The organism is Mesorhizobium sp. WSM4844 (assembly GCF_055811775.1).
Window position 1 is genome coordinate 13067 of sequence record NZ_JBVVQB010000003.1, and the last position, 26668, is coordinate 39734.

Annotated in this window: 31 protein-coding genes and 1 tRNA gene; 16 read left to right on the forward strand and 16 right to left on the reverse strand. The window is 62.8% G+C overall.

Annotated elements, in window-relative coordinates; genetic code table 11:
- The first annotated feature begins 1 nt into the window (after position 1).
- The 14 genes from nuoH to AC0L2A_RS03660 all read left to right on the forward strand — a co-directional run bounded on the left by nuoH (position 2) and on the right by AC0L2A_RS03660 (position 14814).
- Entirely contained in the window at positions 2-1045 is a 1044-nt protein-coding gene (nuoH, locus tag AC0L2A_RS03595) for an NADH-quinone oxidoreductase subunit NuoH (protein ID WP_023798860.1), read from the forward strand.
- The gene (nuoI, locus tag AC0L2A_RS03600; RefSeq protein WP_473607550.1) at positions 1045-1536 is read left to right on the forward strand and encodes an NADH-quinone oxidoreductase subunit NuoI; all 492 of its coding nucleotides are present in this window, start codon (positions 1045-1047) and stop codon (positions 1534-1536) included. The genes nuoH and nuoI overlap by 1 nt, the downstream gene beginning before the upstream one ends.
- 126 nt (positions 1537-1662) lie before the next feature.
- Positions 1663-2283: an NADH-quinone oxidoreductase subunit J gene (locus AC0L2A_RS03605; RefSeq protein WP_473607551.1), complete on the forward strand. Its 621-nt coding sequence runs from the start codon at positions 1663-1665 to the stop codon at positions 2281-2283.
- A 1-nt stretch (position 2284) separates the two neighbouring features.
- Positions 2285-2593, forward strand: a complete 309-nt coding sequence (gene nuoK / locus AC0L2A_RS03610) for an NADH-quinone oxidoreductase subunit NuoK (RefSeq protein WP_023798863.1) — start codon at positions 2285-2287, stop codon at positions 2591-2593.
- A gap of 11 nt (positions 2594-2604) precedes the next feature.
- Positions 2605-4578 (forward strand): NADH-quinone oxidoreductase subunit L, encoded by a 1974-nt coding sequence (gene nuoL, locus AC0L2A_RS03615; protein ID WP_473607553.1) that lies wholly within the window; start codon positions 2605-2607, stop codon positions 4576-4578.
- Positions 4578-6083, forward strand: a complete 1506-nt coding sequence (locus AC0L2A_RS03620; protein WP_091594338.1) for an NADH-quinone oxidoreductase subunit M — start codon at positions 4578-4580, stop codon at positions 6081-6083. Before nuoL ends, AC0L2A_RS03620 begins: the two co-directional genes overlap by 1 nt.
- A 19-nt stretch (positions 6084-6102) precedes the next feature.
- Positions 6103-7539 carry an NADH-quinone oxidoreductase subunit NuoN gene (nuoN, locus tag AC0L2A_RS03625; protein WP_473607554.1) on the forward strand — a complete coding sequence of 479 codons (1437 nt, stop codon included), beginning with the start codon at positions 6103-6105 and terminating at the stop codon, positions 7537-7539.
- A gap of 4 nt (positions 7540-7543) precedes the next feature.
- Positions 7544-8365 (forward strand): biotin--[acetyl-CoA-carboxylase] ligase, encoded by an 822-nt coding sequence (locus AC0L2A_RS03630; RefSeq protein WP_236386286.1) that lies wholly within the window; start codon positions 7544-7546, stop codon positions 8363-8365.
- Between the two features lie 117 nt (positions 8366-8482).
- Entirely contained in the window at positions 8483-10153 is a 1671-nt protein-coding gene (locus tag AC0L2A_RS03635) for a ribonuclease J (protein ID WP_473607556.1), read from the forward strand.
- Positions 10154-10258: 105 nt separating this feature from the next.
- Positions 10259-10663, forward strand: coding sequence for a methylmalonyl-CoA epimerase (gene mce / locus AC0L2A_RS03640; protein ID WP_473607558.1), 405 nt, complete (start codon positions 10259-10261; stop codon positions 10661-10663).
- Positions 10660-10944, forward strand: a complete 285-nt coding sequence (locus AC0L2A_RS03645; RefSeq protein ID WP_023798870.1) for a DUF1467 family protein — start codon at positions 10660-10662, stop codon at positions 10942-10944. The genes mce and AC0L2A_RS03645 overlap by 4 nt, the downstream gene beginning before the upstream one ends.
- Before the next feature lie 578 nt (positions 10945-11522).
- The gene (gene proS / locus AC0L2A_RS03650) at positions 11523-12851 is read left to right on the forward strand and encodes a proline--tRNA ligase (RefSeq protein ID WP_287247323.1); all 1329 of its coding nucleotides are present in this window, start codon (positions 11523-11525) and stop codon (positions 12849-12851) included.
- Entirely contained in the window at positions 12848-14134 is a 1287-nt protein-coding gene (locus AC0L2A_RS03655; protein WP_473607559.1) for a lipoprotein-releasing ABC transporter permease subunit, read from the forward strand. Before proS ends, AC0L2A_RS03655 begins: the two co-directional genes overlap by 4 nt.
- Positions 14131-14814 carry an ABC transporter ATP-binding protein gene (locus AC0L2A_RS03660; RefSeq protein WP_473607560.1) on the forward strand — a complete coding sequence of 228 codons (684 nt, stop codon included), beginning with the start codon at positions 14131-14133 and terminating at the stop codon, positions 14812-14814. Before AC0L2A_RS03655 ends, AC0L2A_RS03660 begins: the two co-directional genes overlap by 4 nt.
- Positions 14815-15149: 335 nt before the next feature.
- On the opposite strand, the gene lipB is transcribed toward AC0L2A_RS03660, so the two are convergent.
- Positions 15150-15893, reverse strand: coding sequence for a lipoyl(octanoyl) transferase LipB (lipB, locus tag AC0L2A_RS03665; protein ID WP_473607562.1), 744 nt, complete (start codon positions 15891-15893; stop codon positions 15150-15152).
- A 282-nt stretch (positions 15894-16175) separates the two neighbouring features.
- Here lipB and AC0L2A_RS03670 point away from each other — a divergent pair.
- Positions 16176-16260: transfer RNA gene (locus AC0L2A_RS03670), tRNA-Leu, on the forward strand.
- 146 nt (positions 16261-16406) lie between these two features.
- Positions 16407-17768, forward strand: coding sequence for a DUF6538 domain-containing protein (locus tag AC0L2A_RS03675; protein ID WP_473607563.1), 1362 nt, complete (start codon positions 16407-16409; stop codon positions 17766-17768).
- Here the strand turns inward: AC0L2A_RS03675 and AC0L2A_RS03680 are convergent.
- The 15 genes from AC0L2A_RS03680 to AC0L2A_RS03750 all read right to left on the reverse strand — a co-directional run bounded on the left by AC0L2A_RS03680 (position 17728) and on the right by AC0L2A_RS03750 (position 26608).
- On the reverse strand, positions 17728-17964 hold the full coding sequence (locus AC0L2A_RS03680; RefSeq protein ID WP_287158985.1) for a hypothetical protein: 237 nt from the start codon (positions 17962-17964) through the stop codon (positions 17728-17730). The genes AC0L2A_RS03675 and AC0L2A_RS03680 overlap by 41 nt on opposite strands.
- 205 nt (positions 17965-18169) lie before the next feature.
- Complete coding sequence (locus AC0L2A_RS03685; protein WP_473607564.1) at positions 18170-19297, reverse strand: DUF7666 domain-containing protein; 1128 nt, start codon at positions 19295-19297, stop codon at positions 18170-18172.
- A complete protein-coding gene (locus AC0L2A_RS03690) occupies positions 19294-19701 on the reverse strand; it encodes a DUF4326 domain-containing protein (RefSeq protein WP_287158988.1) in 408 nt (135 codons plus the stop codon). The genes AC0L2A_RS03685 and AC0L2A_RS03690 overlap by 4 nt, the downstream gene beginning before the upstream one ends.
- Positions 19698-20150, reverse strand: a complete 453-nt coding sequence (locus AC0L2A_RS03695) for an ASCH domain-containing protein (RefSeq protein WP_287262890.1) — start codon at positions 20148-20150, stop codon at positions 19698-19700. Before AC0L2A_RS03695 ends, AC0L2A_RS03690 begins: the two co-directional genes overlap by 4 nt.
- A complete protein-coding gene (locus AC0L2A_RS03700) occupies positions 20147-20518 on the reverse strand; it encodes a DUF4031 domain-containing protein (protein ID WP_287262891.1) in 372 nt (123 codons plus the stop codon). Before AC0L2A_RS03700 ends, AC0L2A_RS03695 begins: the two co-directional genes overlap by 4 nt.
- Positions 20515-20763, reverse strand: coding sequence for a hypothetical protein (locus AC0L2A_RS03705; RefSeq protein WP_287262892.1), 249 nt, complete (start codon positions 20761-20763; stop codon positions 20515-20517). Before AC0L2A_RS03705 ends, AC0L2A_RS03700 begins: the two co-directional genes overlap by 4 nt.
- Positions 20763-21113, reverse strand: coding sequence for a hypothetical protein (locus AC0L2A_RS03710; protein ID WP_473607566.1), 351 nt, complete (start codon positions 21111-21113; stop codon positions 20763-20765). Before AC0L2A_RS03710 ends, AC0L2A_RS03705 begins: the two co-directional genes overlap by 1 nt.
- A complete protein-coding gene (locus AC0L2A_RS03715) occupies positions 21113-21433 on the reverse strand; it encodes a hypothetical protein (protein WP_473607568.1) in 321 nt (106 codons plus the stop codon). The genes AC0L2A_RS03710 and AC0L2A_RS03715 overlap by 1 nt, the downstream gene beginning before the upstream one ends.
- A 17-nt stretch (positions 21434-21450) precedes the next feature.
- Positions 21451-21840, reverse strand: a complete 390-nt coding sequence (locus tag AC0L2A_RS03720) for a hypothetical protein (protein WP_473607569.1) — start codon at positions 21838-21840, stop codon at positions 21451-21453.
- Positions 21837-22985: a DUF5131 family protein gene (locus AC0L2A_RS03725; protein WP_473607570.1), complete on the reverse strand. Its 1149-nt coding sequence runs from the start codon at positions 22983-22985 to the stop codon at positions 21837-21839. Before AC0L2A_RS03725 ends, AC0L2A_RS03720 begins: the two co-directional genes overlap by 4 nt.
- The gene (locus AC0L2A_RS03730) at positions 22978-24141 is read right to left on the reverse strand and encodes an NADAR family protein (protein ID WP_473607571.1); all 1164 of its coding nucleotides are present in this window, start codon (positions 24139-24141) and stop codon (positions 22978-22980) included. The genes AC0L2A_RS03725 and AC0L2A_RS03730 overlap by 8 nt, the downstream gene beginning before the upstream one ends.
- 396 nt (positions 24142-24537) lie before the next feature.
- Positions 24538-24861, reverse strand: a complete 324-nt coding sequence (locus AC0L2A_RS03735) for a hypothetical protein (protein ID WP_473607573.1) — start codon at positions 24859-24861, stop codon at positions 24538-24540.
- Entirely contained in the window at positions 24861-25739 is an 879-nt protein-coding gene (locus AC0L2A_RS03740) for a hypothetical protein (protein WP_473607574.1), read from the reverse strand. Before AC0L2A_RS03740 ends, AC0L2A_RS03735 begins: the two co-directional genes overlap by 1 nt.
- Before the next feature lie 51 nt (positions 25740-25790).
- Complete coding sequence (locus tag AC0L2A_RS03745; RefSeq protein ID WP_473607575.1) at positions 25791-26231, reverse strand: hypothetical protein; 441 nt, start codon at positions 26229-26231, stop codon at positions 25791-25793.
- Positions 26228-26608 (reverse strand): DUF7736 domain-containing protein, encoded by a 381-nt coding sequence (locus AC0L2A_RS03750; protein ID WP_473607577.1) that lies wholly within the window; start codon positions 26606-26608, stop codon positions 26228-26230. The genes AC0L2A_RS03745 and AC0L2A_RS03750 overlap by 4 nt, the downstream gene beginning before the upstream one ends.
- Between the last annotated feature and the right edge of the window lie 60 nt (positions 26609-26668).

Sequence of the window (26668 nt, forward strand, 5' to 3'; positions counted from 1 at the left end):
CATGGACACCTTCTTCTCCTTCTACGTGCTGCCGGCGCTGCTCATCCTGCTGAAGTCGGTCGTGCTGATCGTCGTGCTGTTGATCTTCGTCGCCTACATCCTGTACGCGGACCGCAAGATCTGGGCGGCGGTGCAGCTGCGCCGCGGCCCGAACGTCGTCGGCCCATGGGGCACGCTGCAGGCTTTCGCCGACCTTCTGAAGTTCGTGTTCAAGGAGCCGGTGATCCCGTCCGGCGCCAACAAGGGCGTTTTTCTGCTGGCGCCCTTGGTTTCGGCGGTTCTGGCGATCTCGGCCTGGGCGGTGATCCCGGTCAATGAGGGCTGGGCGATCGCCAACGTCAATGTCGGCATCCTCTATGTCTTCGCCATCTCCTCGCTCGAAGTCTATGGCGTGATCATGGGCGGCTGGGCGTCCAACTCGAAATATCCGTTCCTCGGCGCGCTGCGCTCGGCGGCGCAGATGGTGTCCTACGAGGTCTCGATCGGTTTCGTCATCGTCACCGTGCTGCTTTGCGTCGGCTCGCTCAACCTGTCCGACATCGTGCTGTCGCAGCAGGACGGGCTGGGCACAAGGGTTGGCCTGCCCAACACCTTCCTCGACTGGCATTGGCTGTCGCTGTTCCCGATGTTCGTCATCTTCTTCATCTCGGCGCTGGCCGAAACGAACCGCCCGCCCTTCGACCTGGTGGAAGCCGAATCGGAACTCGTCGCCGGCCACATGGTCGAATATTCGTCGACGCCGTTCCTGCTGTTCTTCCTCGGCGAATATGTCGCCATCGTGCTGATGTGCGCGCTGGCCACCATCCTGTTCCTCGGCGGCTGGCTGCCGCCCTTCGACTTCGCTCCCTTCACCTGGGTGCCGGGGCTGATCTGGTTCGTGCTGAAGGTCTGCCTGGTGTTCTTCATGATCTCGATGGTGAAGGCCTTCGTGCCGCGCTACCGCTACGACCAGCTGATGCGGCTAGGCTGGAAGGTCTTCCTGCCGATCTCGCTGGCGATGGTGGTGATCGTCGCCGCGTTCCTCAAGATCACGGGGTTTGCGTGATGTCTGCTCTAGCCCAAGCCGCAAAATCCCTGCTGCTGCAGGATTTCGTCAGCGCTTTCTTCCTGTCGATGCGCCAGTTCTTCGCGCCGAAGGAGACGATCAACTATCCGCACGAGAAGGGGCCGATCAGCCCGCGCTTTCGCGGCGAGCATGCGCTGCGCCGCTATCCGAACGGCGAGGAACGCTGCATCGCCTGCAAATTGTGCGAGGCGATCTGTCCGGCGCAGGCCATCACCATCGAGGCCGGCCCGCGCCGCAACGACGGCACCCGCCGCACCGTGCGCTACGACATCGATATGGTGAAGTGCATCTATTGCGGCTTCTGCCAGGAGGCCTGCCCGGTCGACGCCATCGTCGAGGGGCCGAACTTCGAATTCGCGACCGAGACGCGCGAGGAACTTTATTACGACAAGGACAAGCTCTTGGCCAATGGCGACCGCTGGGAGCGCGAACTGGCGCGCAACATCTCGCTGGACGCGCCGTACCGCTGACATTTGACGCATGGACGGGGCGAGAGGCCTCGTTTAAGGAACACGCGGCTTCGGCACCGGAGGCGGAGCCAAGCCACACATCGAACAGGACGAACGTCCTGTTCGGACAGGAACCCGGGGGAACCCATGCTGAATGGACTAGAGGCGGCCTTTTTCTACCTCTTCGCCTTTGTCGCGGTGGCGTCGGCGTTCATGGTCATTTCGGCGCGTAATCCCGTGCATTCTGTGCTGTTCCTGATCCTGACCTTCTTCAATGCCGCCGGCCTGTTCATGCTGACCGGCGCCGAGTTCCTGGCGATGATCCTGCTCGTCGTCTATGTCGGCGCGGTCATGGTGCTGTTCCTGTTCGTCGTCATGATGCTCGACGTCGATTTCGCCGAGATGAAGGAAGGCGCCCTGCAATACGCGCCGATCGGCGCGCTGGTCGGGCTGATCCTGGCGGCTGAGCTGATCGTCGTGCTTGGCGGCTATACGTTCGCGCCGCAACTGGCGGCGACGGTTGCAAAACCCACTCCAGACCTTGCCGCGCGCTCGAACACGGCAGCGCTCGGCGACATCCTCTATACCGACTACCTCTATTATTTCCAGATTGCCGGCCTTGTGCTGCTGGTCGCCATGATCGGCGCCATCGTGCTGACGCTGCGCCACAAGCCGGGCATCAAGCGGCAGTCGATATCAGCCCAGGTCGGCCGCACGCCGGCAACGGGAATGGAAATCCGCAAGGTCAAGACGGGCGAAGGAATCTGAGATGGTCGTCGGCATCGCACATTATCTGACCGTATCGGCGATCCTGTTCACGCTCGGCGTGTTCGGCATTTTTCTCAACCGCAGGAACATCATCGTCATCCTGATGTCGATCGAGCTGATCCTGCTCGCGGTCAACATCAATTTCGTCGCCTTCTCGGCAGCGCTCGGCGATCTCGTCGGACAGGTGTTCGCGCTGTTCGTGCTGACGGTCGCAGCGGCTGAAGCGGCGATCGGCCTCGCCATTCTCGTCGTCTTCTTCCGCAACCGCGGCTCGATCGCGGTCGAAGACGTGAACATGATGAAGGGTTGACGGAAACCACCATGTATCAGGCCATCGTCTTCCTTCCGCTGCTCGGCTTCCTGATCGTCGGCCTGTTCGGCACGTCGCTCGGCGCCAAGGCGTCCGAATACATCACCTCCGGCTTCCTGGTGATATCAGCCGTGCTGTCGTGGGTCGCCTTCTTCGCCGTCGGCTTCGGCGAGGGCGAGGTGTTCACCGTGCCGGTGCTGCGCTGGATCCAGTCGGGCGGGTTGGAGGCCGCATGGGCGCTGCGCATCGACACGCTGACGGTGGTGATGCTGGTCGTCGTCAACACGGTGTCGGCGCTGGTCCACATCTACTCGATCGGCTACATGCATCACGACCCGAACCGGCCGCGCTTCTTCGCCTATCTGTCGCTGTTCACCTTCGCCATGCTGATGCTGGTGACGGCTGACAACCTCGTGCAGATGTTCTTCGGCTGGGAAGGCGTCGGCCTCGCCTCCTATCTGCTGATCGGCTTCTGGTACAAGAAACCGTCGGCCAATGCCGCCGCGATCAAGGCCTTCGTCGTCAACCGCGTCGGCGATTTCGGTTTCGCGCTCGGCATCTTCGGCGTGTTCGTGCTGTTCGGCTCGGTCAATCTCGGTACCATCTTCGCCAATGCGGCGACGTTCATTCCGGCCGAAGGCGGCTCCGAGGGCGCTGCCGTGCTGACCTTCCTCGGCTATGCGCTCGACAAGCAGGCTGCGATGACCGTCGTCTGTCTCTTGCTGTTCATGGGCGCTATGGGCAAGTCGGCGCAGGTGCCGCTGCACACCTGGCTGCCCGACGCCATGGAAGGCCCGACGCCGGTCTCGGCGCTCATCCATGCCGCCACCATGGTGACGGCCGGCGTGTTCATGCTGGCGCGGCTGTCGCCGCTGTTCGAACTGTCGCATTCGGCGCTGATCGTGGTCACCTTCATCGGCGCCTTCACCGCCTTCTTCGCGGCGACCGTCGGCCTTGTCCAGAACGACATCAAGCGCGTCATCGCCTATTCGACCTGCTCGCAGCTCGGCTACATGTTCGTGGCGCTCGGCGTCGGCGCCTATGGCGCGGCGATCTTCCATCTGTTCACGCATGCCTTCTTCAAGGCGCTGCTGTTCCTCGGCTCGGGCTCGGTGATCCACGCCGTCTCCGATGAACAGGACATGCGCAGGATGGGCGGCCTCAGGACGCTCATTCCGAAGACCTACTGGATGATGGTGGTCGGCACGCTGGCGCTGACCGGCGTCGGCATTCCGGTGACGGTCATCGGCACCGCCGGCTTCTTCTCCAAGGACGCGATCATCGAAAGCGCCTTTGCCGCGCACAATCCGGTTGCCGGCCTTGCCTTCGTGCTGCTGGTCGTCGCCGCCTGCTTCACCAGCTTCTATTCCTGGCGGCTGATCTTCATGACCTTCCACGGCCAGCCGCGGGCGAGCCACGAGGTCATGCATCACGTCCATGAATCGCCGCCGGTCATGCTGGTGCCGCTGTACATCCTGGCGGCGGGGGCGCTGTTCGCCGGCGTGATCTTCCATGGCGCCTTCATCGGCGAGGGCTATGCCGAGTTCTGGAAGGCGTCGCTGTTCACGCTGCCGGAGAATCACATCCTGCACGACATCCACGAAGTGCCGTTTTGGGTGAAGCTGTCGCCGTTCGTCGCCATGCTGATCGGCTTTGCGATTGCCTGGCAATTCTACATCCGCGCGCCGGAAATGCCGAAGAACCTGGCGGCGCAGCATCGCGGGCTCTACGCCTTCCTGCTCAACAAGTGGTATTTCGACGAACTCTTCGACTTCCTGTTCGTGCGGCCGGCAAAACGTCTCGGCCACTTCCTGTGGAAGACCGGCGACGGCACGGTGATCGACGGACTTGGACCGGACGGGGTTTCGGCGCGCGTCGTCGACGTCACCAACCGGGTCGTCAAACTGCAGACCGGCTACCTCTACCACTATGCCTTCGCCATGCTGATCGGCGTTGCCGCATTCGTCACCTGGATGATGCTCTGATGACCGCCTGGCCGATCCTCTCGCTGGTCACCTTCCTGCCGCTGGTTGGTGTGCTGTTCATTCTGCTGATCAACGACGACAGCGAGAATGCCCGCCGCAACATCCGCGCCATCGCGTTGTGGACGACTGGTATCACCTTCATTATCTCGCTGTTCATCTGGACCGGCTTCGACAATGCTGAGCCCGGCTTCCAGTTCGTCGAAAAATTTGCCTGGCTGGATTCCGGCATCTCCTACCACATGGGCGTCGACGGCATCTCGATGCTGTTCGTCATCCTGACCACCTTCCTGATGCCGCTCTGCATCCTGGCTTCGTGGGAATCGATCGAGAAGCGCGTCAAGGCCTACATGATCGCTTTCCTGCTGCTGGAGACGCTGATGATCGGCGTGTTCTGTGCGCTCGACATCGTCTTGTTCTACGTCTTCTTCGAGGCCGGCCTGATCCCGATGTTCATCATCATCGGCGTGTGGGGCGGCAAGCGGCGCGTCTACGCCTCGTTCAAGTTCTTCCTCTACACGCTGGCCGGCTCGGTGCTGATGCTGCTCGCCATCATGGCGATGTTCTTCCAGTCCGGCACCACCGACATCCCGACCCTGCTGACGCACGACTTCCCGGCCTCCATGCAGACCTGGCTATGGCTCGCCTTCTTCGCCTCCTTCGCCGTGAAGATGCCGATGTGGCCGGTGCACACCTGGCTGCCGGACGCCCATGTCGAGGCGCCGACGGCCGGTTCGGTGATCCTGGCCGCCATCCTGCTGAAGATGGGCGGATATGGCTTCCTGCGCTTCTCCCTGCCGATGTTTCCGATCGCCTCGGAGATGTTTGCGCCGCTGGTCTTCGCGCTGTCCGTCGTCGCCATCATCTACACCTCGCTGGTGGCGTTGATGCAGGAGGACATGAAGAAGCTGATCGCCTATTCGTCGGTCGCCCATATGGGCTTCGTCACCATGGGCATCTTCGCGATGAACCAGGAAGGCGTCCAGGGGGCGATCTTCCAGATGCTGTCGCACGGCCTGGTCTCCGGCGCGCTGTTCCTCTGCGTCGGCGTCATCTACGACCGCATGCACACGCGCGACATCGACGCCTATGGCGGGCTGGTCAACAACATGCCGAAATACGCCACCGTGTTCATGATCTTCACCATGGCCAATGTCGGCCTGCCCGGCACCAGCGGCTTCGTCGGCGAGTTCCTGACCATGCTCGGCGTGTTCCGGGTCAACACCTGGGTGGCGTTCTTCGCCGCCACCGGCGTCATCCTGTCGGCGGCCTATGCGCTGTGGCTGTATCGCCGGGTGATCTTCGGCGCGCTGACCAAGGACAGCCTGAAAGGCCTGCTCGACCTGTCGACGCGCGAGAAGGTGATCATCTACCCGCTGGCCGTGCTGGTCATCTTCTTCGGCGTCTACCCGGCGCCGGTCTTCGACGCGACCGCCGCATCGGTCAAGGCGCTCGTCACCAATGTCACCGCATCCATCGACACCGCGCAGACCGCGGCGGCGAACTGACCCGAGAGGTTTGCGAACCATGACGCCGGACCTTCTCTCCAGCCTGTCGCTGTCGACGCCAGAGCTGATCCTCGCCGTCGGCGCCCTGGCGCTGCTGATGCTCGGCGCCTATTCGCGCGCCAACACCACCACGACGGTCAGCGGCCTTGCCGTCGCCGTCCTGGTGGTTGCCGGCCTCTGGACGATCTTTTCCACCGGGCAGGGCAACGCTTACGGCGAAGCCTTCGTCCAGGATCCCTTCGCCCGCTTCATGAAGGTGCTGGCGCTGATCGGGTCGGCGGTGACGCTGGTCATGTCGATGCGCTTCGCCAAGGCGGAGCATTTCGACAAGTTCGAGTATCCGGTGCTGATCCTGCTGTGCACGCTCGGCATGATGCTGATGATCTCGGCCAACGGCATGATCGGGCTTTATCTCGGCCTCGAACTGCAGTCGCTGGCAATCTACGTGCTGGCGGCGATCAACCGGGACAATCTGCGCTCGACCGAGGCGGGGCTCAAATATTTCGTCCTCGGCGCGCTGTCGTCGGGCATGCTGCTCTACGGCATCAGCCTCGTCTACGGCTACACCGGCAACACCGGCTTCCAGGAGATCGCCGCAGCACTTGGCGGCGGCGAGCGGCAGCTTGGCCTGGTGTTCGGCCTGGTCTTCGTGCTGGCAGGCCTTGCCTTCAAGATATCGGCGGTGCCGTTCCACATGTGGACGCCCGACGTCTATGAAGGCGCGCCGACGCCGGTGACGGCCTTCCTCGCGGCGGCACCGAAGATGGCGGCGATGGCGCTGATCGTGCGCGTCACCATGGACGCCTTCCAGCCGATCGCCGCCGATTGGCAGCAGATCATCGTCTTCATCTCGATCGCCTCGATGCTGCTCGGCGCCTTTGCGGCGATCGGCCAGACCAACATCAAGCGACTGATGGCGTATTCCTCGATCGGCCACATGGGCTACGCCCTGGTCGGCCTCGCCGCCAACAGCCAGGCCGGCGTTCGCGGCGTCGCCATCTACATGCTGATCTATCTGGTGATGACGCTCGGCACCTTCGCCTTCATCCTCGCCATGCGGCGCAAGGAAGGCAATGTCGAACAGATCAGCGATCTCGCCGGGCTGTCATCGACCAATCCGATCATGGCGACGATCCTGACCATCCTGATGTTCTCGCTGGCCGGCATTCCGCCGCTCGCCGGCTTCTGGGGGAAATGGTACGTGTTCCTTGCCGCCATCAACGCCAACCTCTACGCGCTGGCGATCATCGGCGTGCTGGCCTCGGTGGTGGGCGCTTATTATTATCTGCGGATCATCAAGATCATGTGGTTCGACGAAGCGGTCGGCGGCTTCGTGCCAATGGCGACTGAGCTTCGCGTCGTGCTTGGCGTCTGCGGCGCCTTCGTGCTGTTCTATGTGCTGATCGGCGGGCCGATCGGCACCTATGCCGAAGCCGCCGCCAAGACATTCTTCTGACGGGATGGCATTTCGGCTGGCTCCAACAGCGGCCTCGGAAGGGTTCCGGCTCGAGGCTCATGACACCGTCGGTTCGACCAATGCGCTGGCGCTCGACCATGCCCGGGCGGGAGATCCGGGCAAGCTCTGGGTCGTTTCGAAAAAACAGGAAAGCGGGCGTGGCCGGCGCGGCCGGGTCTGGGCGACCCCCGAGGGCAATCTGGCGGCGACGCTGCTGGTGGTCACCAATGCCGAGCTTCGCCTGGCCGCGACGCTCGGCTTCGTCGCCGGGCTGGCGCTGGCCGATGCGCTCGACGCCGTCGTTCCGAAGGGCAGGATCGCAATCGGCCTCGACGGCGGCAGCGATGGAAAAAACCGTTTCGAGCTGAAATGGCCGAACGATGTGCTCGCCTCCGGCGCCAAGCTTGCCGGCATCCTGCTGGAATCGGCGATACTCGAAGGCGATCGCTTTGCGGTGGCGGTCGGCATCGGCGTCAATGTTGTGGCATACCCCAAGGATTTGCCTTATCCCGCGACATCGCTTGGCGCGCTGGGAGCTGCTTGCGATGCCGAGACATTGTTTCTGGCGCTGTCGGATGCCTGGAGCGAGAATGCGCGGCTGTGGAACGATGGGCGCGGGCTGTCCGCCGTCAGGCGGCGCTGGCTGGCGCGCGCGGCAGGGCTTGGCGGGCAGGTTGCTGTCAGAATTGACGGTAATGTGGTGCGCGGCACGTTCGAGACCATTGACGAGGACTGCCGTTTCGTGATCCGCGACGATGAGGGTTCGGTTCTGACGATCGCCGCCGGCGACGTGCATTTCGGTGCGGTCGCGTCGGCCCAGGTTTGACAGGCCCCCCAGGTTTGGCAGGCCAAGGTTTTGACAGGCCAAGTTTTTTACGGGCTCAGGTTTGACTGGCCCCAGATTTTGACGGGCTTGGGTTGACCGGCCAGGAAAGGAATGATCATGGCGACAGCGGAAAACGCCGAACTCGTCTTCGTGCCGCTTGGCGGCGTCGGCGAGATCGGCATGAATTTCGCCCTCTATGGCTACGGGCCGGCCAATGCGCGCGAATGGATCGTCGTCGATGTCGGCGTGACCTTTCCCGATGCCAGCCTGCCCGGCGTCGATCTGGTGCTGCCCGACACGCGCTTCATCGAGGAGAACGTCGCCAATCTGCGCGGCATCGTCATCACCCACGCGCATGAGGACCACTACGGCGCGCTGCTCGACACATGGCCGAAGCTCAAGGCGCCGGTCTGGATGACGCCGTTCGGCGCTGGATTGCTGGAAGCCAAGCGGCAGGGCGAGCAGGGCGCATCAAAGATCCCGGTGACGATCTACCGCGCCGGTGAAAAGTTCAGCGTCGGCCCGTTCGAGATCGAGGCCATCCCGGTCGCGCATTCGATCCCCGAGCCGATGTCGCTGGCGATCACCTCGCCGGCCGGCACCGTCATCCACACCGGCGACTGGAAGATCGATCCGGCGCCGACGATCGGTCCCCTGACCGACGAGGCGCGCTTTCGCGCCTATGGCGACAACGGCGTGCTGGCGTTGATCTGCGATTCCACCAATGCGCTGCGGGAAGGGGTGTCGCCGTCGGAAGTCGCGGTTGGCGAGGGCCTCAAGGGCGTCATCCAGAGCGCCAAGGGCCGCGTTGCGGTCACCACCTTTTCCTCCAATGTCGGACGCATCGTCTCCATTGCCAAGGCGGCACGCGATGCCGGCCGGCAGTGCCTGGTGCTCGGCCGCTCGCTGAAGCGGGTCATCGATGTTGCCGGCGAACTCGGCTACATGGATGGGCTGCCCGAATTCATCGCCGAGGAGGATTTTGGGTTCATCCCGCGCGAAAACCTCGTCATCATCTGCACCGGCAGCCAGGGCGAGCCGCTTGCGGCGCTGGCGAAACTGTCGCGCGAGGAGATGAAATCGGTGTCGCTGACGGCAGGCGACACGGTGGTGTTTTCCTCGCGCACCATTCCCGGCAACGAGAAGGGTATCCTTGAGATCAAGAACCGTCTGATCGATCTCGGTATCAAGATCATCGAGGACGGTGATGCGCTGGTGCATGTCTCGGGCCATCCGCGCCGCAGCGAGTTGCGCAAGATGTATGAATGGGTGCGGCCGCAGATCGGCGTTCCCGTGCATGGCGAGGCGGCGCATCTGGTGGCGCAGGGATCGCTGATGTCGGTGTCCGGCATCGGCCAGGTGGCGCAGGTGCGCAACGGCGACATGCTGCGGCTCTATCCCGGTGCGGCGGCGATCATCGACCAGGTGCCGTTCGGCCGCATCTACAAGGACGGCAGGCTGATCGGCACCGACCAGGCGATGGGCATTCGCGACCGGCGCAAGCTGTCTTTCGCCGGCCATGTCGCGGTCAATGTCGTGCTCGACGACAAATATGAGCTCGCCGGCGATCCCGATCTGGTCGCCATCGGTGTCGCCGAGGCCGATGGCCGCGGCGAGAGCCTGGAGGACCTGATGATCGATGCGGCAATCGGCGCCGTGGACTCCATCCCCCGTCAGCGCCGAAGAGATCTCGACCTCGTGCAGGAGGCAGTGCGCCGCGCCGTCCGTGGCGCCGCCAATGAAGCCTGGGGCAAGAAGCCGCTGGTGACGGTGTTCGTCACAAGGTAAGGGAGTAGGGGAGTAGGGGAGTAGGGCAGTACGGCAGTAGGGGGAGAAAGTCGTTTTTCCCTACTCCCATACTGCCCTATTGCCTTACTGCCCTGAGGAAAACCAATGCTTGGACGCCTGAACCATGTCGCGCTTGCCGTGCCGGATCTGGCTGCGGCGACAGCGGCTTATCGCGACAGGCTCGGCGCTCGGGTGACGGCGCCGCAGGCGCTGCCGGAGCATGGCGTGACGGTGGTGTTCGTCGATGTCGGCAATACCAAGATCGAATTGCTGGAGCCGCTTGGTGAGGGTTCGCCGATCGCGGCATTCCTCGAGAAGAACCCCTCGGGCGGCATGCATCATCTGTGCTATGAGGTCGACGACATTCTTGCCGCGCGAGATCACCTCAAGGCCAGCGGCGCCCGCGTCCTGGGCGACGGCAACCCGAAGACCGGCGCGCACGGCAAGCCGGTGCTTTTCCTGCATCCCAAGGATTTCTTCGGCACGCTGGTCGAACTGGAGCAAGCATGAGCTGGGTTTCATTTCTCGCCCTGTTCTTCATCACATGGTGGGTGGTGCTGTTCGCCATCCTGCCGTTCAGCCTGAGGACGCAGGACGAGGATGAGGACGTGACGCTGGGCACGGTATCCAGCGCGCCGCGCGGACCGCATATGCTGCGCGCGGTGCTGCGGACGACGATCGTCACGCTGGTTTTGCTTGGCATCTTTTATGGCATGACGCGGGGGCTCGGCCTCGGCATCGACGACATCCCGCACATCGTGCCGGATTTCAGCCGGAGTCCCGAAAACTAGACCGCCGGGTACGGCTGGCCACATCTTGCATGCGAGCACCAATCCGGGCTGGAAGCCGATGCAGGTTCCGAACCGGCTGTGCTGGGGACCAGGTAAAGTGGTTTAGCAATTTGTCGTGCTAACCAAATGATTGCACAAAAAAAATGCAAGGCACGAGGCCTTGCAATTTAAACGCGTCCGATCTGTTTCCGGTATCCGGCGGCAGCGAGTAACCGCGCCTAGATCGCATCCTCCCAAGACTTTGACCGCGTAGGAGAGCAGATTTCTTTCCGCCCTCTCGTTTATCGGCGCACATTAGACCAAGCCGGGTGAAAATGTCACGCAGAATTTTGCCCGGAAATAAGCAATCTCGTGCTGCACTGCACAATAGTATGGCAGGCGTTGCTTGCGAAACGACCAGCAAGGCGAACGCGGCACTGCGGCGCCTTTGCGACGCCCCATCGGGCGCCCAGTTGGCCCATGGGCGCCCAGGAGGGGGCGGGTTTCCATTCCGTCATGAAATGGCTATGAAGCCGGGGCAAGCAAGCCTGCGCTGCGCCGATTCCGGTGCGGCAATCCTCTCTCTCACGGACCGGTCCATGCGTTTGTCGCGCTATTTCCTGCCTATCCTTAAAGAAAATCCGCGCGAGGCCGAAATCGTCTCGCACCGGCTGATGCTGCGCGCCGGCATGATCCGCCAGCAGGGGCAAGGCAGTTTTTCCTGGCTGCCGCTCGGCAAGAGGGTGCTGGACAAGGTCTGCCGGATCGTTCGCGAGGAGCAGGACCGGGCCGGCGCGCTCGAGATCCTGATGCCGACCATCCAGTCGGCCGAGCTGTGGCGCGAAAGCGGCCGCTATGACGACTACGGCAAGGAGATGCTGCGCATCAAAGACCGGCAGGATCGGGACATGCTCTATGGGCCGACCAACGAGGAGGTGGTCACGGAGATTTTCCGCGCCTATGTGAAGTCCTACAAGGATCTGCCACTCAATCTCTATCACATCCAGTGGAAGTTCCGCGACGAGGTGCGGCCGCGCTTCGGCGTCATGCGCAGCAGAGAGTTCCTGATGAAGGACGCCTATTCCTTCGATCTCGACTTCGAAAGCGCCAGGGCGGCCTATAACAGGATGTTCGTGTCCTATCTCAGGACGTTCACGCGCATGGGGTTGCAGGCAATCCCGATGCGTGCCGACACCGGGCCTATCGGCGGCGATCTCAGCCACGAATTCATCATCCTGGCCGACACCGGCGAGAGCCAGGTCTATTGCCATCGCGACTATCTCGCGCTTGACGTGCCAGGGGCGGACACGGACTTCTCCAACGATGCCGAGATCGGCGACATCGTCAAGAAATGGACGACGCCCTATGCGGCGACCGACGAGATGCACGACGAGGCGGCGTGGGAGAAGGTCGCGACAAGCGATCGCGTCTCGGCGCGCGGCATCGAGGTCGGCCACATCTTCCATTTCGGCGACAAATATTCGAAGCCGATGGGCGCCAAGGTGACCGGGCCCGACGGCAAGGATCATTTTGCCTCCGGAGGTTCCTACGGCATCGGCCCGACGCGGCTGGTCGCGGCGATCATCGAGGCCAGCCACGACGACAACGGCATCATCTGGCCGGAGGCGGTGGCGCCTTTCGACATCGGCCTGATCAATATGAAAGCCGGCGACGCCGACTGCGACCGCATCTGCGACGAACTCTATGCGGCGTTTGTCGCCGTCGGCAAGGACGTGCTCTACGACGACACCGATCAGCGGCCGGGCGGCAAGTTCGCCACAGCCGACCTGATCGGACTGCCGTGGCAGGTGATCGTCGGGCCGCGCGGCGTCGCCGCCGGCGAGGTCGAGATCAAGAACCGCAGGAACGGCGAGCGTGAAACGCTGCCGGTCGCGGACGTGAAGAAACGCTTCGGTCTTGCCGCATGAGTGGAGCGGCAGCAGCTAAACCCATGGCCGCCGGACCTTTTTCCGTGTTCGAACGCATCGTCGCGTGGCGCTATCTGCGCTCGCGCCGCAAGGAGACGGTGATCTCCGTCATTGCGTCGATCTCGTTCCTCGGCATCATGCTGGGCGTCGCCACGCTGATCGTGGTGATGGCTGTCATGAACGGCTTTCGCGCCGAGCTCCTGACGCGCATCCTCGGCGTCAACGGCCATCTGATCGTGCAGCCGCTCGACATGCCGCTGGAGGACTATGCGCAGGTCGCCGGCCGCATCAATGGCGTGCCCGGCGTCCAATACGCCATTCCGCTGATCGACGGGCAGGTGCTGGCGCAAGGCAATGTCGGCGGCGGATCAGGGGCGCTGGTGCGCGGCATCCGCGGCGAGGATCTGGGCAAGATTTCAATCGTCGCCAACAATATCAAGCAGGGCTCGATCGCCGGCTTCGACACAGGCGAGGGCGTCGCCATCGGCAGCCGCATGGCCGACAATCTCGGTCTTGTGCTCGGCGACACCATCACGCTTATCGCGCCCGACGGCGATGTGACGCCGCTCGGCACGACACCGCGCATGAAGGGTTACCCGATCACGGCGATCTTCGAGGTCGGCATGTCGGAATATGACAGCTCTATCGTCTATATGCCGTTTTCGGAAGCGCAGCTCTATTTCAACATGGATGGCCTGGCCCAGGCGATCGAGATCTATGTCGACAATCCCGACAATGTCGACGCGCTGAAGCCGAAGGTCGAGGAGGCGTCGCAGCGGCCGATCACCATGGTCGACTGGCGAGAACGCAACCGGACATTCTTCGATGCGCTGCAAGTGGAGCGAAACGTCATGTTCATGATCCTGACGCTGATCGTGCTGGTCGCGGCGCTCAACATCATTTCGGGGCTGATCATGCTGGTCAAAGACAAGGGCCACGATATCGCCATCCTGCGCACCATGGGCGCCACGCGCGGCGCGATCCTGCGCATCTTCCTGATGACGGGGGCGGCGATCGGCGTGGTGGGCACCCTCGCCGGCGTCCTCCTCGGCGTCGTTATCTGCCTGAACGTCGAGCGCATTCGCCAGTTCTTCTCCTGGCTGGCCGGCGAAAGGCTGTTCAATCCCGAGCTCTACTTCCTGAGCCAGTTGCCTGCCCGCATGGACGCCAGCGAGACGATCTCGGTGGTGCTGATGGCGCTGGTGCTGTCGTTCCTGGCGACGCTGTTTCCGGCATGGCGCGCGGCCAGGCTCGATCCGGTCGAAGCGCTGAGGTACGAATGATGGCCGAGGCCATTATCGAGCTGAAGAGCGTCGAGCGGCACTATGTCCAGGGGCCGCGCAAGCTGACCATCCTCAACGGCGCCGATTTTTCGCTGAAGCGCGGTGAGATCGTGGCGCTGGTGGCGCCTTCGGGCACCGGCAAATCGACGCTGTTGCATACCGCCGGACTGCTGGAGCGGCCGGACGCCGGTGATGTCATTCTGGCCGGCCGCGCCTGCGGGCGGCTTTCCGACGACGAGCGCACGGCGATCCGCCGTAACGATGTCGGCTTCGTCTACCAGTTCCATCACCTGCTGCCCGAGTTCACGGCGCTGGAAAACATCATGATGCCGCAACTGATAAAAGGGCTGACGCGCAAGGAGGCTGCCGAGCGGTCGGCGCAACTGCTCGACTACATGCAGATCGGCAAACGCGCGCAGCACCGGCCGTCCGAACTGTCCGGCGGCGAGCAGCAGCGCGTCGCCATCGCGCGCGCCGTCGCCAATGCGCCGCTGGTGCTGCTGGCCGACGAGCCGACCGGCAACCTCGACCCGGTCACCGCCTCCTATGTCTTCGAGGCACTGGCGGCGCTGGTCCGGCAGTCGGGCCTGGCGGCGCTGATCGCCACCCACAATCACGATCTTGCCTCGCGCATGGACCGTCGCGTCACGCTCGCCGACGGCAAGGTTGTTCCGCTTTAGGTGTGCTGACTGGCTGCATCTCCCCACGCGCAGACCAGCGCGGGAGCGGTGGCAACCCGCTCTCAACCTTCCTTAACCGTGCCGAACTGATCGCCCGGAATTTCGCGGCGCTCGGATTGCGGTCGTTGACAATCGAACAAAATCAGAACAAACTACGAACATACTGAAAACAGGAGAGCGTTATGACCGGTCTTGTTCAGGATGTCGTGTCACTGGTGTGCATGAGCACGTTTCTCATTTCCATGGCGATCTGGATCGGAGCGATGTGAGGCAGCGCGCCCGTTCTTCACGGGGTGAGGGGCTGCGTCGGAGCTCTGTGGTTCAGCGCCGCTTTGTCAGCCGGCCCTGCGGGCCGTTTCGACAAGCAGAGCTGCGGTGGGTCCGAAGACATCCTCGAAGGCGGATTTCAGCGCGACATCGAGATCGGCCATTCCCAGGGGAAGGCCGAGGTCGACGAGGCTGGTGACACCGTGGTCCTGCACGCCGCACGGCACGATGCCGCTGAAGTGGCTGAGATCCGGCTCGACATTGATGGCGATGCCGTGAAAGCTCACCCAGCGCCTCAGCCTGATGCCGATGGCGGCGATCTTGTCCTCGGCGAGCGATCCGTCGGGCAGGGCGGGGCGATCCGGCCGCACCACCCAGACGCCGACGCGGTTCTCGCGCCGTTCGCCGCGCACGTTGAAAGCGGCGAGCGTGCCGATGATCCATTGTTCAAGTGCCGCGACGAAGGCGCGGACATCCTCGCGCCGCCGCTTCAGGTCGAGCATCACATAAGCGACCCGCTGGCCTGGCCCATGATAGGTGTATTCGCCGCCGCGCCCGGCTGCGAACACCGGGAAACGGTCGGGCTCGATCAGGTCCTCGATGCGGGCGCTGGTGCCGGCGGTGTAGAGTGGCGGATGCTCTACCAGCCAGACCATCTCGCCGGCGCCGCCGCTTCGGATCGCTTCGGCACGCGCCTCCATCACGGCAAGCGCATCCGGATAGGCGGTGAGGCCGGGTTCGATCCGCCATTCGACCGGCGCCGAACCGGGCAGGGGCAGGAACGACGTGGCGATCTGGCTGCGTTCTGTCATGGTGTGTCTCGTCTAAAGCGCGCCGCGTTTGAAGGGAACCGTGGGCGCGCTTTAGATTTTTGATTTATGCATGTCATTGTCCCAAAACCGCTGCGCACTTTTGGGCGACATGCATTCGCCCCACATATGGCGGCAATCGGCTGAAACGTCCAGTTGCGAGCGCGTTTCAGCTCTTTGGAGGGTTATGCCGAAGCCCGGGCAATTATTGCGCGACGCGCCCTTGTTTCGCCGGAAACGATTTGCTACACGCCGCGAGCCGGTTCGTTCCGGCTCCTACCACGTGCGGTCGTGGCGGAATTGGTAGACGCGCAGCGTTGAGGTCGCTGTGGGGCAACCCGTGGAAGTTCGAGTCTTCTCGACCGCACCATTACTTCTCCCGAAAACCAGCCTTACCGCCTTGTAATCGTTCAATAAAATCAGGTTCGATAAATCCGGACTTGCAAAATTCCTCCGTTTTGTGCCACTAATCGCGCCACATACCAAGCCCCGACAGGCTTTTTTGTAGGTGCGTGCATGGGTCGAAATCGAACCCGAACCGATCCCGACAGATACCTTACCAAGCGGCAAGGCAACTTCCACTACAAGCGCCGGGTGCCGGTCACGATCGCGCATCTCGACGAGCGCGCGCCGCATGTCCGCACCTCGCTGAAGACAGACGATCGCGGTCTCGCCAGGCGCAAGCGCGATCTGCTCGAGGCGGCCGACGATGCGCTGTGGGCGTCGCTGATCACCAAGGGCGTCACCGACCCGGCCCGCCGGCGCTACGAGGCTGCCGTCAAGCGCGTCGAGGCGCTCGACTTCACCTTTCATGGCGCCGGCTATTTCGAGCAGCCGGAAGCCTTTGACGATCTGGTCGACCGGCTGCGGCACGTGCTTGCCACCGGCCAGCAGGACCAGATCATGGAGCCGCTGCTTGGCGCCATCGAAGTTCCGAAGATGACAGTGTCGAAAGCCTTCGATCTCTATTGCGACGAGATCGTTGCCGACGAGCTGGTCAACAAAAGCCAGGTGCAGAAGGACCAGTGGAAAAAGGTCAAGAAGCGGGCGATCAGCAACTTCATCAGGCTGGTCGAGGACAAGCCGATGGAAGAGATCACCATCGATGATGCCAAGAAAATCTATCGGCATTGGCTGGCACGCATCGCGCCGAAGGAAGGCAAGGCCACCGCCGGCGCATCGTCTGGAAACCGCGATCTCGGCAACATGCGGGTTCTCTATGAGGCATACTTCAAGCACATGGGTGACGCCCGCCGGCTCAATCCGTTCGAAGGCCTCGGCTTCTCGTTGAAGAAAAAGCGATCGCGCCCGCCGATCCCGACCGACTGGATCCGCGACACCGTTCTGAAGCCCGGCAACCTTGCCACGCTGAACGAAGAGGCGAGGGGCATCCTGTTGATCCTGATAGAAACCGGCGCGCGGCCGAGCGAGATTTGCAACCTCGAGCCGCACGCCATCAGGCTGTCGAACAAGGTGCCGCATCTGTCGATCGAGCCGCGCGAGGATCCCGACAACCCACGCGAGATCAAGACGGAATCGTCGCGCCGTCTGGTGCCGCTGGTCGGCGTGGCGCTTGAGGCCGCCCAGCGGCACAAGGCCGGCTTTCCGCTTTACCGCAATCGCGAAAATGATCTCTCGGCGACGCTGAACAAGTACTTGCGTAGCAACAGCTTGCTGCCGACCAAATCGCACACGGTCTACTCCTTCCGCCATTCGTTCGAGGATCGGATGAAGGAAGGCGGCCTCGACGACGAGTTGCGGCGCCTGTTGATGGGTCACACCGTCGACCGACCGAAATACGGCTCCGGCGGCTCGCTCGACTGGCGCCGGCGCGAGCTTATGAAGATAGTGCTGCCGTTCGATCCATCGATCGTGTGAGGCGCGCCTTGGCGGCGGCAAGGATTGCCGAGGCCTCAATGCGTTTTTCCCGTTCGCGCTCAAGGGCGCGCCAGATCGGCAGATAGAGCTCGGCCCGCTGCGGCCCGAGCTTATCCATGCGCATGGCGACCAGGTCGAGAAAGGTCTCGATCTCGTCCAGCGTCACCGGCTTGCGTTTGGTAGAGCGGGCGGTCATCGGGCATTCAACCTGGCAAAGTGATCAGGTGGCGGAGGCTGCGGCGCGCCTTCAGCCTTGGCGCGGGCTGCCCGTTCATGCCATCCGATCAAGTACAGATCAGCCGGCCGGGCATCGCGCCACCGTGTAGCCGTGAAGCTTGTCGGTATGCCTGGTTGCGGTCTCGCGTGATAGCCTTGGTCATAGACCTCTTCGACCTGCAAAATCAGCTTCCCGAACCAGCCGTTGCGATACCTTGTCTCGCCAGTGATGCGATCCGAGCCCATAGGAGCTGGCAGTCCACCTCGACCGGCTTGCCGTCGGTCAGGCGGTAGAAGGTGCCGGCCTTGATGCTGTCCCTGCCGACGATGCCGGCCCATGCGCTGAGGATTTCACCATCGGTCGACCGCTCGACCAGGAACAGCGCGCAACCATTCTTGCCGCGCGCCTTGCCCTCATAGCCCGATGCGGTGGCAGCGCCTCCGATCCCAGATGCGGTGGCAGCGCCCTGATCGCCAGATGCGGTGGCAGCGCCCTGATCGCCAGATGCGGTGGCAGCGCCCTGCTCACCAGATGCGGTGGCAGCGCCCTGCTCACCAGATGCGGTGGCAGCGCCTCCTATCCCAGATGCGGTGGCAGCGCCTCGCCGCCCAGATGCGGTGGCAGCGCCCTGCCATCCCGATGCGGTGGCAGCGCCCTGGTCGCCAGATGCGGTGGCAGCGCCCTGCCATCCCGATGCGGTGGCAGCGCCCCACGTGCCGGATGCGGTGGCAGCGCCCTGATCGCCCGATGCGGTGGCAGCGCCCTGATAGCCCGATGCGGTGGCAGCGCCTCGCCGCCCAGATGCGGTGGCAGCGCCCTGATCGCCCGATGCGGTGGCAGCGCCCCGCCATCCCGATGCGGTGGCAGCGCCTCCGTTCTTCGTTTCCTTGACGCCCTCGCCGTTGCCGCTTGCAAGCGGGCCGCTGATCCATTTGGCACGATCGAAGACATATTTGACCGCCGCGGCGACGAGCTCGGGCAAGTGGAACTCCGCCCTGATGGTGATTTCGGCGGCGGCGATTTTCGTGTCGCCACCTTTCTCACGTGCGGTCTTGCCGCCCAACTCTACGACGGCATACCGGCTGGTGGCCGGAGGATAATACGCAAAGACATTCAGCGGATGCTCACACGCATGAAAGCCGCTGCCGCAGGCGACGACGTCGCCATCATGCTTGTAGCTCTTGCCGACCTCATACTGGAAACGCTTGCCGTCCGGCGTGCAGGCGAAATCCTGGTTGAAGCCTTTGTAGGCGATGATCGGCGGCGCGGTCTCCACAATCGCTTCGGCAGTCTTCTTCGTGCGGGCCATCATTTCACCTCGTTGCAGCGAGCGGCAAAGGCCACGCGCGATTTGACCTGGTCTGGATCGTTGGCGATGTTGAGAAGGACGTCAGCGTGGCAGGGCTTGCCGTCTAGCGCGCACCAGCATGCGAGGTTCTTGCCTGTCAGGGTGCCGATGTTGCGGAAGATGGCGAGGCGCGCCGTAGCCTGTTCCTGCGGCGACGGATCCGGGATCAGGCAGTCCCAGCAGCAGGCCATCTGGCTGAACAGCTGGACGACATAGGCGCGATCATGCCTGGCGCTGACCTTGAACGGATTGCCGAATATCGACGGCCGCGCGACGTTGACGGCGGACAAGCCATTGAATGACCGCGAGTGCAGTTGAAGGTCGAAACCTTTGGCGCGCGAGAGGCGGAGGCGGACTGGCTTGGTCATAGCAAGCTGCCCTGTTTTGGTGCGGCGACGGCCGTCCCGCTGGCGAGATGCTCGCGCCATCTGAAAAAGCCGAGCGCGCCCTTGACCGGTATGACATCAGCAAGCGGTTCGGGATTGCGCAGGACGAAGCCGTAGCGGCCGAAGAACCACGGACTGGCGCTGTCGGTCACGCATCCGGCAATTTCCACCGTCCCGACGATGCCGCCACGGGGGAGGTCGTCGAACGCCGGCAGGGTCAGGCCGGGCGGGAAAGGATGCGAAAGGCTGATGTGGTGAACGGTGGCGAGGCAATCCTCGTACTCGTCACGCGTCATCCCCTTCGAGGCATGCAGACAGACCCGGCCTCTGATCTTCGTCGGCCAGTCGCGGTTTTCGATATCCTTGCCGTGAAGGATAGCCCATGTCCAAGGCTGGCGAACGGAGAGAGCGAGGTCGGGAAGATCGATCACAGCAGCGCCCTCTGCTTCGGATCGGTGACGGCCGCCGTCGCGCCAAACCCTCTGGCGCGCAGCTGCGCGATCTGGTCGAGCTTGGCCTGATCGCCTTTCAAGCGGGCAGTGTGCTCAACCGGCCCGTATTTGTCGGTCTCGATCGCCCCGGCCGTGACGGCCAGCGCCCGCTTCGACTGGGCGATGTCGAAGTGTTCCCACGAAGCATCCATGCCGGCGACACCGAGGTCGGCCGGGCGCTGAAACCATTTGCGCTGAACGCCGATGCGGTCGGCCATGGCGAAGAGCTCTTCGCGGGTATCGGCCCACATGTGACACATGAGCAGTCGGCCGAACGGATGCCTGGCGTTGTCGACGTAGACGCTCATGATGGCACCTCGCCAGCATAGAGCATCACTGGCGGATGACCGGCCCCGACCACGCGCAGAATAATCGGCGCTCCCGCAACCAGCGCGTTGAGTTCTTCTAGCGTGGGAAACCACGCGGTTTCCATTGCCGGCGTGTTAGGGCCGGTGACGCTATCGTTGATGACGATGTCGCGGAGCGGCAGGCCTATATAGCCCTGGCTCTTGCCGATCGTGCGCGTGCAGCCCTGGATGCGTCCGATCTGCATCAGCGTGCCCCCGGCATGGCGTTGAGTCCTGCCTTCTCTGCCTGATCAAGGCCTTTGCGGATTTTCGCGTGGGTGACCAAAAACTGGCGGCCTTCCCACTCGAGGACGTAAATCGGCTCGCGATGCCCCGGTTTGGTGATCATCAGCGGCCGGGCGGTCCCGGTCTGGTCGGCGATGGCATACTCGACGGGAACGCCGGCCGGCGCGACGGCTACGCATTTTGCCGGGCGCTGCGTGCCATCCTCTGAATTGTGGATGTTCAAGACATCGCCCGGCTTCAACAGCGCGTCGGACGGGACCGGCGTTTCGCCGTGGCCGGCGTCGTTCACTAGAAGGATGGGGTTCGGCATCATAGCGCCTCCGCACCCAACTCAATGCGGGCCTTCTCGTTGAGAGCCGAGATCAGCGCTTTTTTCGAGGCGATGTGCGCCTCGATGATCGGCCGGGCGAGCGCCCACGGAACGTTGAACAGCTGATGACCGTTGCCGCCGCTTGGCACTCCGAGCTGCAAGCCATCCTGCCGCCGGCCAAACGCATCACGGATGTCGGGCGCGGTCGCGACTATCGACCGCCCAAGTGCGTCGACGATCTCGGCGAGCAACTTCTCTGCCGTCTCGATCTCACGATAGGCATAGGCGATTTCTGTCGCCGTTTCCTTGCTGATGGTCATCGGATTTCCCCTGCTGTTCATCGCCTGCCTCGCTGGGCCCGGTCGGCGCGAGTGGTCGCGTCGGTCACGTTCTGGCAGACGCAATAATCGTCAACGCCACGGCAACCGCAGCGCTGGCCCTGTGCTTTCTTCTCGGATTCGGTCAGGCCGGGCTGCTCCCGCTCGTCGCGAAAGTCGGCGACGCGCGGACCCCAAATGAAGTCTTCAACCCATTGCGGCGGCGCAATGCCGGGAACAATGACGCTGAGATAGTGTGGCTCGCCAACCTTTCCGGCAGGGTCGTTGATACCGATCTGCACGACTTCCCAATCGGTGGATTGCCAGTCTTCACCGTCCGGCATACCAGACGGGTGAACGAGCTTGGCCCAATAGTGGCCTGGCTTCTCTGGCGTGGCGTGGCGTTTCATAGCCGTGCCTCCGGCATGGCATTGTGCTCAACGCCGTCGAGCAGCCGGCCGGCGGCTGTCTTGCCGACACGGAGTATGTACTCACCGCCATGATCGACGCAGCCGACATCGTCGTCGCAATAGTATCCGCACTCATTGCGCCTATCGACGAGGACCGCACCGCAGGCAGTCTTCAACTCGGCCGCAGTGCAAGGCCGGTAAGCGCCCCATTGCTTGAAGAAGAACGGCACGCCGGCGGCGGCGCACTGGTCGCGGATCGAGCGCGCCCAGGCGGGATGCATCGGCCGGGCGCTTGGCCCGCTCTCGCCGCCGACGATGATCCAGTCGAGCATGCCGATTCCCGCCTCTGCGGAAAGCATCCTTCGCGTTGCGCGGACGATCGCACCGAGATGCGGGCTCGGCACGTTGTCGGGGTGATGATGAACACCGAAACGGCAGTCGATCGGGCCGAGCATCGGCTCTATGCTGACGAAGCGGATGGCAGCCGGCGTATGCTCCAGCGCTTCGGTCCGTTCATCCCATTCGATCTGGCGCTCGGCCGAGACGCCAAGCCAGACGTTCGGCAGCGGCCAGGGCACGGAACAATACAGGCTGTAGACGTTGCCATGGTGTTTCAGCGTGTCCATGAAGCCGCCATCGCCTTCCATGTGGCCGGACGCTTCAAGGTGGATGCGCTCAAGGGGCATCCTGCCGAGAAATGGGACCGAAGAACGCGTTCCGTTCACGTACTCCCGCATGCGCTTCGCGCGCTTGGTCAGCACCTGAAAGGTATGCTGTGGTGCCAGCGCCATGATGGCGAACACCTTGTCGATCCACTCGTCGGGAACGTCCTCGTGGAACAGGTCGCCCATCGAGTTGACGAAGATGCGCCGCGGCGCCCGCCATGTCAGCGGCTCCAGCAGGATATGGTCCGGCGCCATGGCCAGCTTGCCAGTCCAAACCGCGTTGCCGTTCACCTTGCGCGTGGTGCCGTTGTAGTGCGGGGCGCCGGTCTGGCCCTTAGCCTGCAGCGAGGCTGTCATGGCCTCGATGCGGGCGGCCATGCCCATGGCATAGCAATGGGTGCAGCCAGGCGTCAGGACGGAGCAACCGACGATCGGATTCCACGTCGCGTCGGTCCACTCGATAGCGGATTTGTCAGCCATGTTCCGCTGCCTCTGTCGAACGGGCGCGAATCTCTGCGCGGATTTCCATCCAAAGCTGGCCGAGCATGTTCTTGCCGTCCCGGTTCGGCCCCCACCCCCAGAATGCGTCGCGCCAGCTGTCCTCGACCAACTCGCGGTCGGCGGTAGCCAGCAGCTTGCGGCGAACGTATTCGTGCTGCTCGGCTTTCGCGCGCAGGATGTCGCGCATGATGTTGACCTTCACGTCATCCCAATCGGGACGGCGATGGTGCTTGTTGCTCTCTGCGAGTTTGAAGGCCTCATGCGCGGAAGGCGCGCGTCGGATCCTCTCCATAAGCTGAAACTGCTGCGCAGTCGGCACGGTCGCCTTGAATTTCATGAAGTGATAGACGGCTTCTGACGTATCGAAGCGGACCAGACCATCGCGTGGCGTCCACTCCCACATGATGCTGAATGACGAAAAGTTCGACAGGACATAGAAGTCCTGTTCGTAGAAGCAGACCCGATCTGGCGTGTCCGACTTGTGGCATTCGATGTCGGTCGTTTCCCACGCCGGCATTGATCCAGCGCCAAGGGCGGCGGTGAGGGCAGCGCGAGCCATGCCGCGACACCATTCAGCTGCCCTGTTCGATTTGTCGCTGGTGTACTCTCCCTCGTCATTTGCCCCAAGCGGGCCGTCGTGCATGGCCTTTGCAGCTGCCTCGACCATCGCCTCCGTCACGACTGCAGCACCCTTCCGGAGATGCTCTTCAATCAGGGACTTGGCCGCTGAATACTGCTTCACATAGTCCCAATGATTTTTTGCGTGTCCGAGACCGTGTTCGCCGTAGCGACGCGTCTCGTCCGTGTCTTGACCAAGCCATTCAGCCCACAGGCGATGGCAAGCTACGCGGTTTTCAAACAGCGGGATCAGATCGGCGAGCGATTCCGGAATTCGATAGTTCCAGGTCTCGTCGAGCGGCTCGCCCCCTGTCTTTATGCGCTCGGGAGAGGGTGCATCGTATCGGCGCTGCATGTCTTCCAGTTCGCCACCGAACTCGGCATGGCATGCCAGCACGTCAGGATGGAACCTCATGCTCGTGTCCACTTCCAATGATTGCGGGCATATACGACCCACAGGGCGGCGTTCATCGGGAGCAGGCCCCACGCGCCGACGGTGAAAATCCAAACCAGCCAAAGAGCTTGGTTTCCCAAGCCGTAGAGCCACGCATGACGCGATTTATTACCGGCCAGAATGGTCATGTAGATGGTCACGGCCGAGAGCAGCCAAGGTAGGTGATCGCTGATGGCGTCTCTCATCCCTGCCTCCCACTTTGGGGTTGACCGGCGACAGTGTGCTTGTCGTTGCCGGACCAGCCGACTAGATTGATGTGTTCGTGAAACCCGCAGTCGCAGACCACGGAAGGCGATACGCTGCCATCCGCCGCGATTTGGTGGTCGCTTGGGTCAAGAGAGCCAATTTGCTTGCACTCCGGGCAGCAAATATTAGCTGTAGCGAAACCATCGCGAGTTGCAGGGCGCCACGTCCCCGAATGTGGCCACGCATGTTTTCCAGATCGTGTGAAGTGGGCGGTCACGACTGCACCGCCTTAGCGATGGCAGCGCGCCGCAGGTCGCGGACTCTGTCGATCAACTCGTTGGAGGCTGCTATTAAACCCTGGCTGTACAGCTCTTCGGCTGCCTCTAGCGCCGCCAGCATGTTGGGAGCGGCTGCGATCAGGCGGGCGTTTGCGGCGCTTTCTTCAAGGCTGCATTCGAGGACGCCAGTAATGCTTACTGTTCGCCCTTCGGCATGGGCGTGCCAGCAACTCGCAATCGTCTTGTCATCTGGCGTCTGCACTTCGGACAGATACGCGGGGTCGATTGCCCACGGTCCTGGCGTGTGCTTCGGCGTCATCACAACACCGCCGCTTTGGCGATGGCGGCTTTCGCCCTTCTCACGATCGGCTCAATCGGCTCGCTCAGCCCATACCCTCGAGCCATGTCGTCCAGCGCGCTCTCGGCATCCTTCAGAGCCGCCAGCATGTCGTCATGGCAGTCACGTTTGGCCAGAACCTGTTGGGAAAGCACGGCGGCGATGGCGGCTGTGGCTTGGGCTAGGCGCTTCTTCTGCGCCACATGCGCGTAAACCTCATCCGACGAGCTGAACTCCAGCGTCTCGCCGTCCGCGTATTTGAGACGGTATGTCGATTCGCCTTCCACCAGACGAATGAGTTCCATGCTGTAGCCGATCTCTGCCGTTTCCAGAGCATCAGCGACCTGCGCCACCATATCTGCGGCTGCCGACGCATCGTGGAGGCGCATCTGATTGGTCAGGTCATTCGCGAGTTTACCGCCCACAGACACAAACCACTCGGCAGTGAAGCCAAGGATTTCGGCGCTGAACTGCGGGTTCTCGTTCGCGATCTGGTTGATGCGGTCTGCGCTGGCGCCGCCTTCAAGTTCTTCATGAACTTGGGCCAGGATCTCGTCGAGATGGTCACCTCCGCGGCAGTCCTCGCAAAGATTTGGAGCTTGGAAGCCGTTCTCCTTGCAGTAGTCGCACCGGGTATCGGCGCGCGGCCCAAACCGTTGAACCAATCCGTTGTGGTTGCGAATTTCCTCGCCGTTTTTCACCTTCTTGGCGAGGCTGAGAAGCTCTACCTCTGCTGCCCCATACGCCTCGGCATGGTGCCCGACGATGTTGGCGTGCGCGGCTGCCCGCTTCATCCCGCCGATGATGCCGGCTGCGAAAAGGAGGGTCTGTTCGTCGGCGGTATTTGTTGCGGTGATCATCTGTCGTCTTCCTCTGGGATCAGTTGCTGTCGGCCGAAGGCTTGGGGGGGGTTACTTGGTGTTCGCTGGCGCGGCTGGTCCGTGGCATTTTGCGATCATGTCTCGCAGAGCGACTACAGCGTGGTAGACGGTGCCATTCCCCGCTTCACGGCCCAGCATTTGCAGGCGTGCATCGACCATGACCAGCGTATCGCGGAGCATCCGGTTTTCGGCTTCTGCGCGCTCGGCTCGATCCAGTTGGAACGTCCGGTTTTCATCCGCGAATATCGTAGCCTCTTGCTGGATGCGTAACTGCATTCGCAGTTCTTCCGCTTCGGCTTCCATAGCGGGGAGAGAGCCTTGACCGGCGAGGGCGGCTTCGAAGTAGTTCAGCGCGGACAGCGTGCTGGAGTACGCCTGCCCGTCCAGTTTGTGCATAACGGCGCGCAATTGCAGAACAAGCGCCGCGCCGCGCTCCAGCACCTCAGAGGGGGCAGATGTCGGGTCGGTCATGGCGCGATCACCACGATTTTATCCGGCGAGACTTTCTCGGCCAACTCAGATAAGGCGTCGATGCGCTCGTGTTCCGCAATCGTCATCTGCGGAACGGTGATCGTGGTGCCGTAGCGCTCCTCCCATGTAGCCAGCCATGTCAGGTAGTTTTCTGGGGTGACCTGTTCGGCCTCTGCCTTTGCCTCCGCCAGTTGCGGATGCATGGTGAGGATGACCGGTTCCGCTTCCCGGCCGACGCGCGGCAGCTGGTGGGTGTACAGGCTTTCGCCGGTCATGAAGTTCAGGACTTCGTAGACTTCACCGATATCCGAAACTAGACGGAGTCCAGTCACAACGGATAGGACGGCACCCATCGGGAATGCCTTGGTCTTCGTCATGGTCAAAACCTCATGTCTTTGCGCCAGGCGTCGGGGTCGCCGAGTGGGTGTTTCGTTGGT

Bases quoted from the DNA above. Each gene is read 5' to 3' on its own strand.
- nuoH (WP_023798860.1), top strand. From the start codon at position 2: ATGGACACCTTCTTCTCCTTCTACGTGCTGCCGGCGCTGCTCATCCTG.
- AC0L2A_RS03685 (WP_473607564.1), bottom strand. From the start codon at position 19,297: ATGATGGCCCGCACGAAGAAGACTGCCGAAGCGATTGTGGAGACCGCG.
- AC0L2A_RS03635 (WP_473607556.1), top strand. From the start codon at position 8,483: ATGGCGACAGCGGAAAACGCCGAACTCGTCTTCGTGCCGCTTGGCGGC.
- AC0L2A_RS03700 (WP_287262891.1), bottom strand. From the start codon at position 20,518: ATGAGCGTCTACGTCGACAACGCCAGGCATCCGTTCGGCCGACTGCTC.
- AC0L2A_RS03645 (WP_023798870.1), top strand. From the start codon at position 10,660: ATGAGCTGGGTTTCATTTCTCGCCCTGTTCTTCATCACATGGTGGGTG.
- AC0L2A_RS03680 (WP_287158985.1), bottom strand. From the start codon at position 17,964: ATGACCGCCCGCTCTACCAAACGCAAGCCGGTGACGCTGGACGAGATC.
- AC0L2A_RS03745 (WP_473607575.1), bottom strand. From the start codon at position 26,231: ATGACCGACCCGACATCTGCCCCCTCTGAGGTGCTGGAGCGCGGCGCG.
- nuoL (WP_473607553.1), top strand. From the start codon at position 2,605: ATGTATCAGGCCATCGTCTTCCTTCCGCTGCTCGGCTTCCTGATCGTC.
- AC0L2A_RS03735 (WP_473607573.1), bottom strand. From the start codon at position 24,861: ATGACGCCGAAGCACACGCCAGGACCGTGGGCAATCGACCCCGCGTAT.
- AC0L2A_RS03655 (WP_473607559.1), top strand. From the start codon at position 12,848: ATGAGTGGAGCGGCAGCAGCTAAACCCATGGCCGCCGGACCTTTTTCC.
- AC0L2A_RS03750 (WP_473607577.1), bottom strand. From the start codon at position 26,608: ATGACGAAGACCAAGGCATTCCCGATGGGTGCCGTCCTATCCGTTGTG.
- mce (WP_473607558.1), top strand. From the start codon at position 10,259: ATGCTTGGACGCCTGAACCATGTCGCGCTTGCCGTGCCGGATCTGGCT.
- AC0L2A_RS03675 (WP_473607563.1), top strand. From the start codon at position 16,407: ATGGGTCGAAATCGAACCCGAACCGATCCCGACAGATACCTTACCAAG.
- nuoN (WP_473607554.1), top strand. From the start codon at position 6,103: ATGACGCCGGACCTTCTCTCCAGCCTGTCGCTGTCGACGCCAGAGCTG.
- nuoI (WP_473607550.1), top strand. From the start codon at position 1,045: ATGTCTGCTCTAGCCCAAGCCGCAAAATCCCTGCTGCTGCAGGATTTC.
- AC0L2A_RS03605 (WP_473607551.1), top strand. From the start codon at position 1,663: ATGCTGAATGGACTAGAGGCGGCCTTTTTCTACCTCTTCGCCTTTGTC.
- AC0L2A_RS03690 (WP_287158988.1), bottom strand. From the start codon at position 19,701: ATGACCAAGCCAGTCCGCCTCCGCCTCTCGCGCGCCAAAGGTTTCGAC.
- AC0L2A_RS03620 (WP_091594338.1), top strand. From the start codon at position 4,578: ATGACCGCCTGGCCGATCCTCTCGCTGGTCACCTTCCTGCCGCTGGTT.
- AC0L2A_RS03630 (WP_236386286.1), top strand. From the start codon at position 7,544: ATGGCATTTCGGCTGGCTCCAACAGCGGCCTCGGAAGGGTTCCGGCTC.
- AC0L2A_RS03660 (WP_473607560.1), top strand. From the start codon at position 14,131: ATGATGGCCGAGGCCATTATCGAGCTGAAGAGCGTCGAGCGGCACTAT.
- nuoK (WP_023798863.1), top strand. From the start codon at position 2,285: ATGGTCGTCGGCATCGCACATTATCTGACCGTATCGGCGATCCTGTTC.
- lipB (WP_473607562.1), bottom strand. From the start codon at position 15,893: ATGACAGAACGCAGCCAGATCGCCACGTCGTTCCTGCCCCTGCCCGGT.
- proS (WP_287247323.1), top strand. From the start codon at position 11,523: ATGCGTTTGTCGCGCTATTTCCTGCCTATCCTTAAAGAAAATCCGCGC.
- AC0L2A_RS03740 (WP_473607574.1), bottom strand. From the start codon at position 25,739: ATGATCACCGCAACAAATACCGCCGACGAACAGACCCTCCTTTTCGCA.
- AC0L2A_RS03705 (WP_287262892.1), bottom strand. From the start codon at position 20,763: ATGCAGATCGGACGCATCCAGGGCTGCACGCGCACGATCGGCAAGAGC.
- AC0L2A_RS03715 (WP_473607568.1), bottom strand. From the start codon at position 21,433: ATGACCATCAGCAAGGAAACGGCGACAGAAATCGCCTATGCCTATCGT.
- AC0L2A_RS03725 (WP_473607570.1), bottom strand. From the start codon at position 22,985: ATGGCTGACAAATCCGCTATCGAGTGGACCGACGCGACGTGGAATCCG.
- AC0L2A_RS03720 (WP_473607569.1), bottom strand. From the start codon at position 21,840: ATGAAACGCCACGCCACGCCAGAGAAGCCAGGCCACTATTGGGCCAAG.
- AC0L2A_RS03710 (WP_473607566.1), bottom strand. From the start codon at position 21,113: ATGCCGAACCCCATCCTTCTAGTGAACGACGCCGGCCACGGCGAAACG.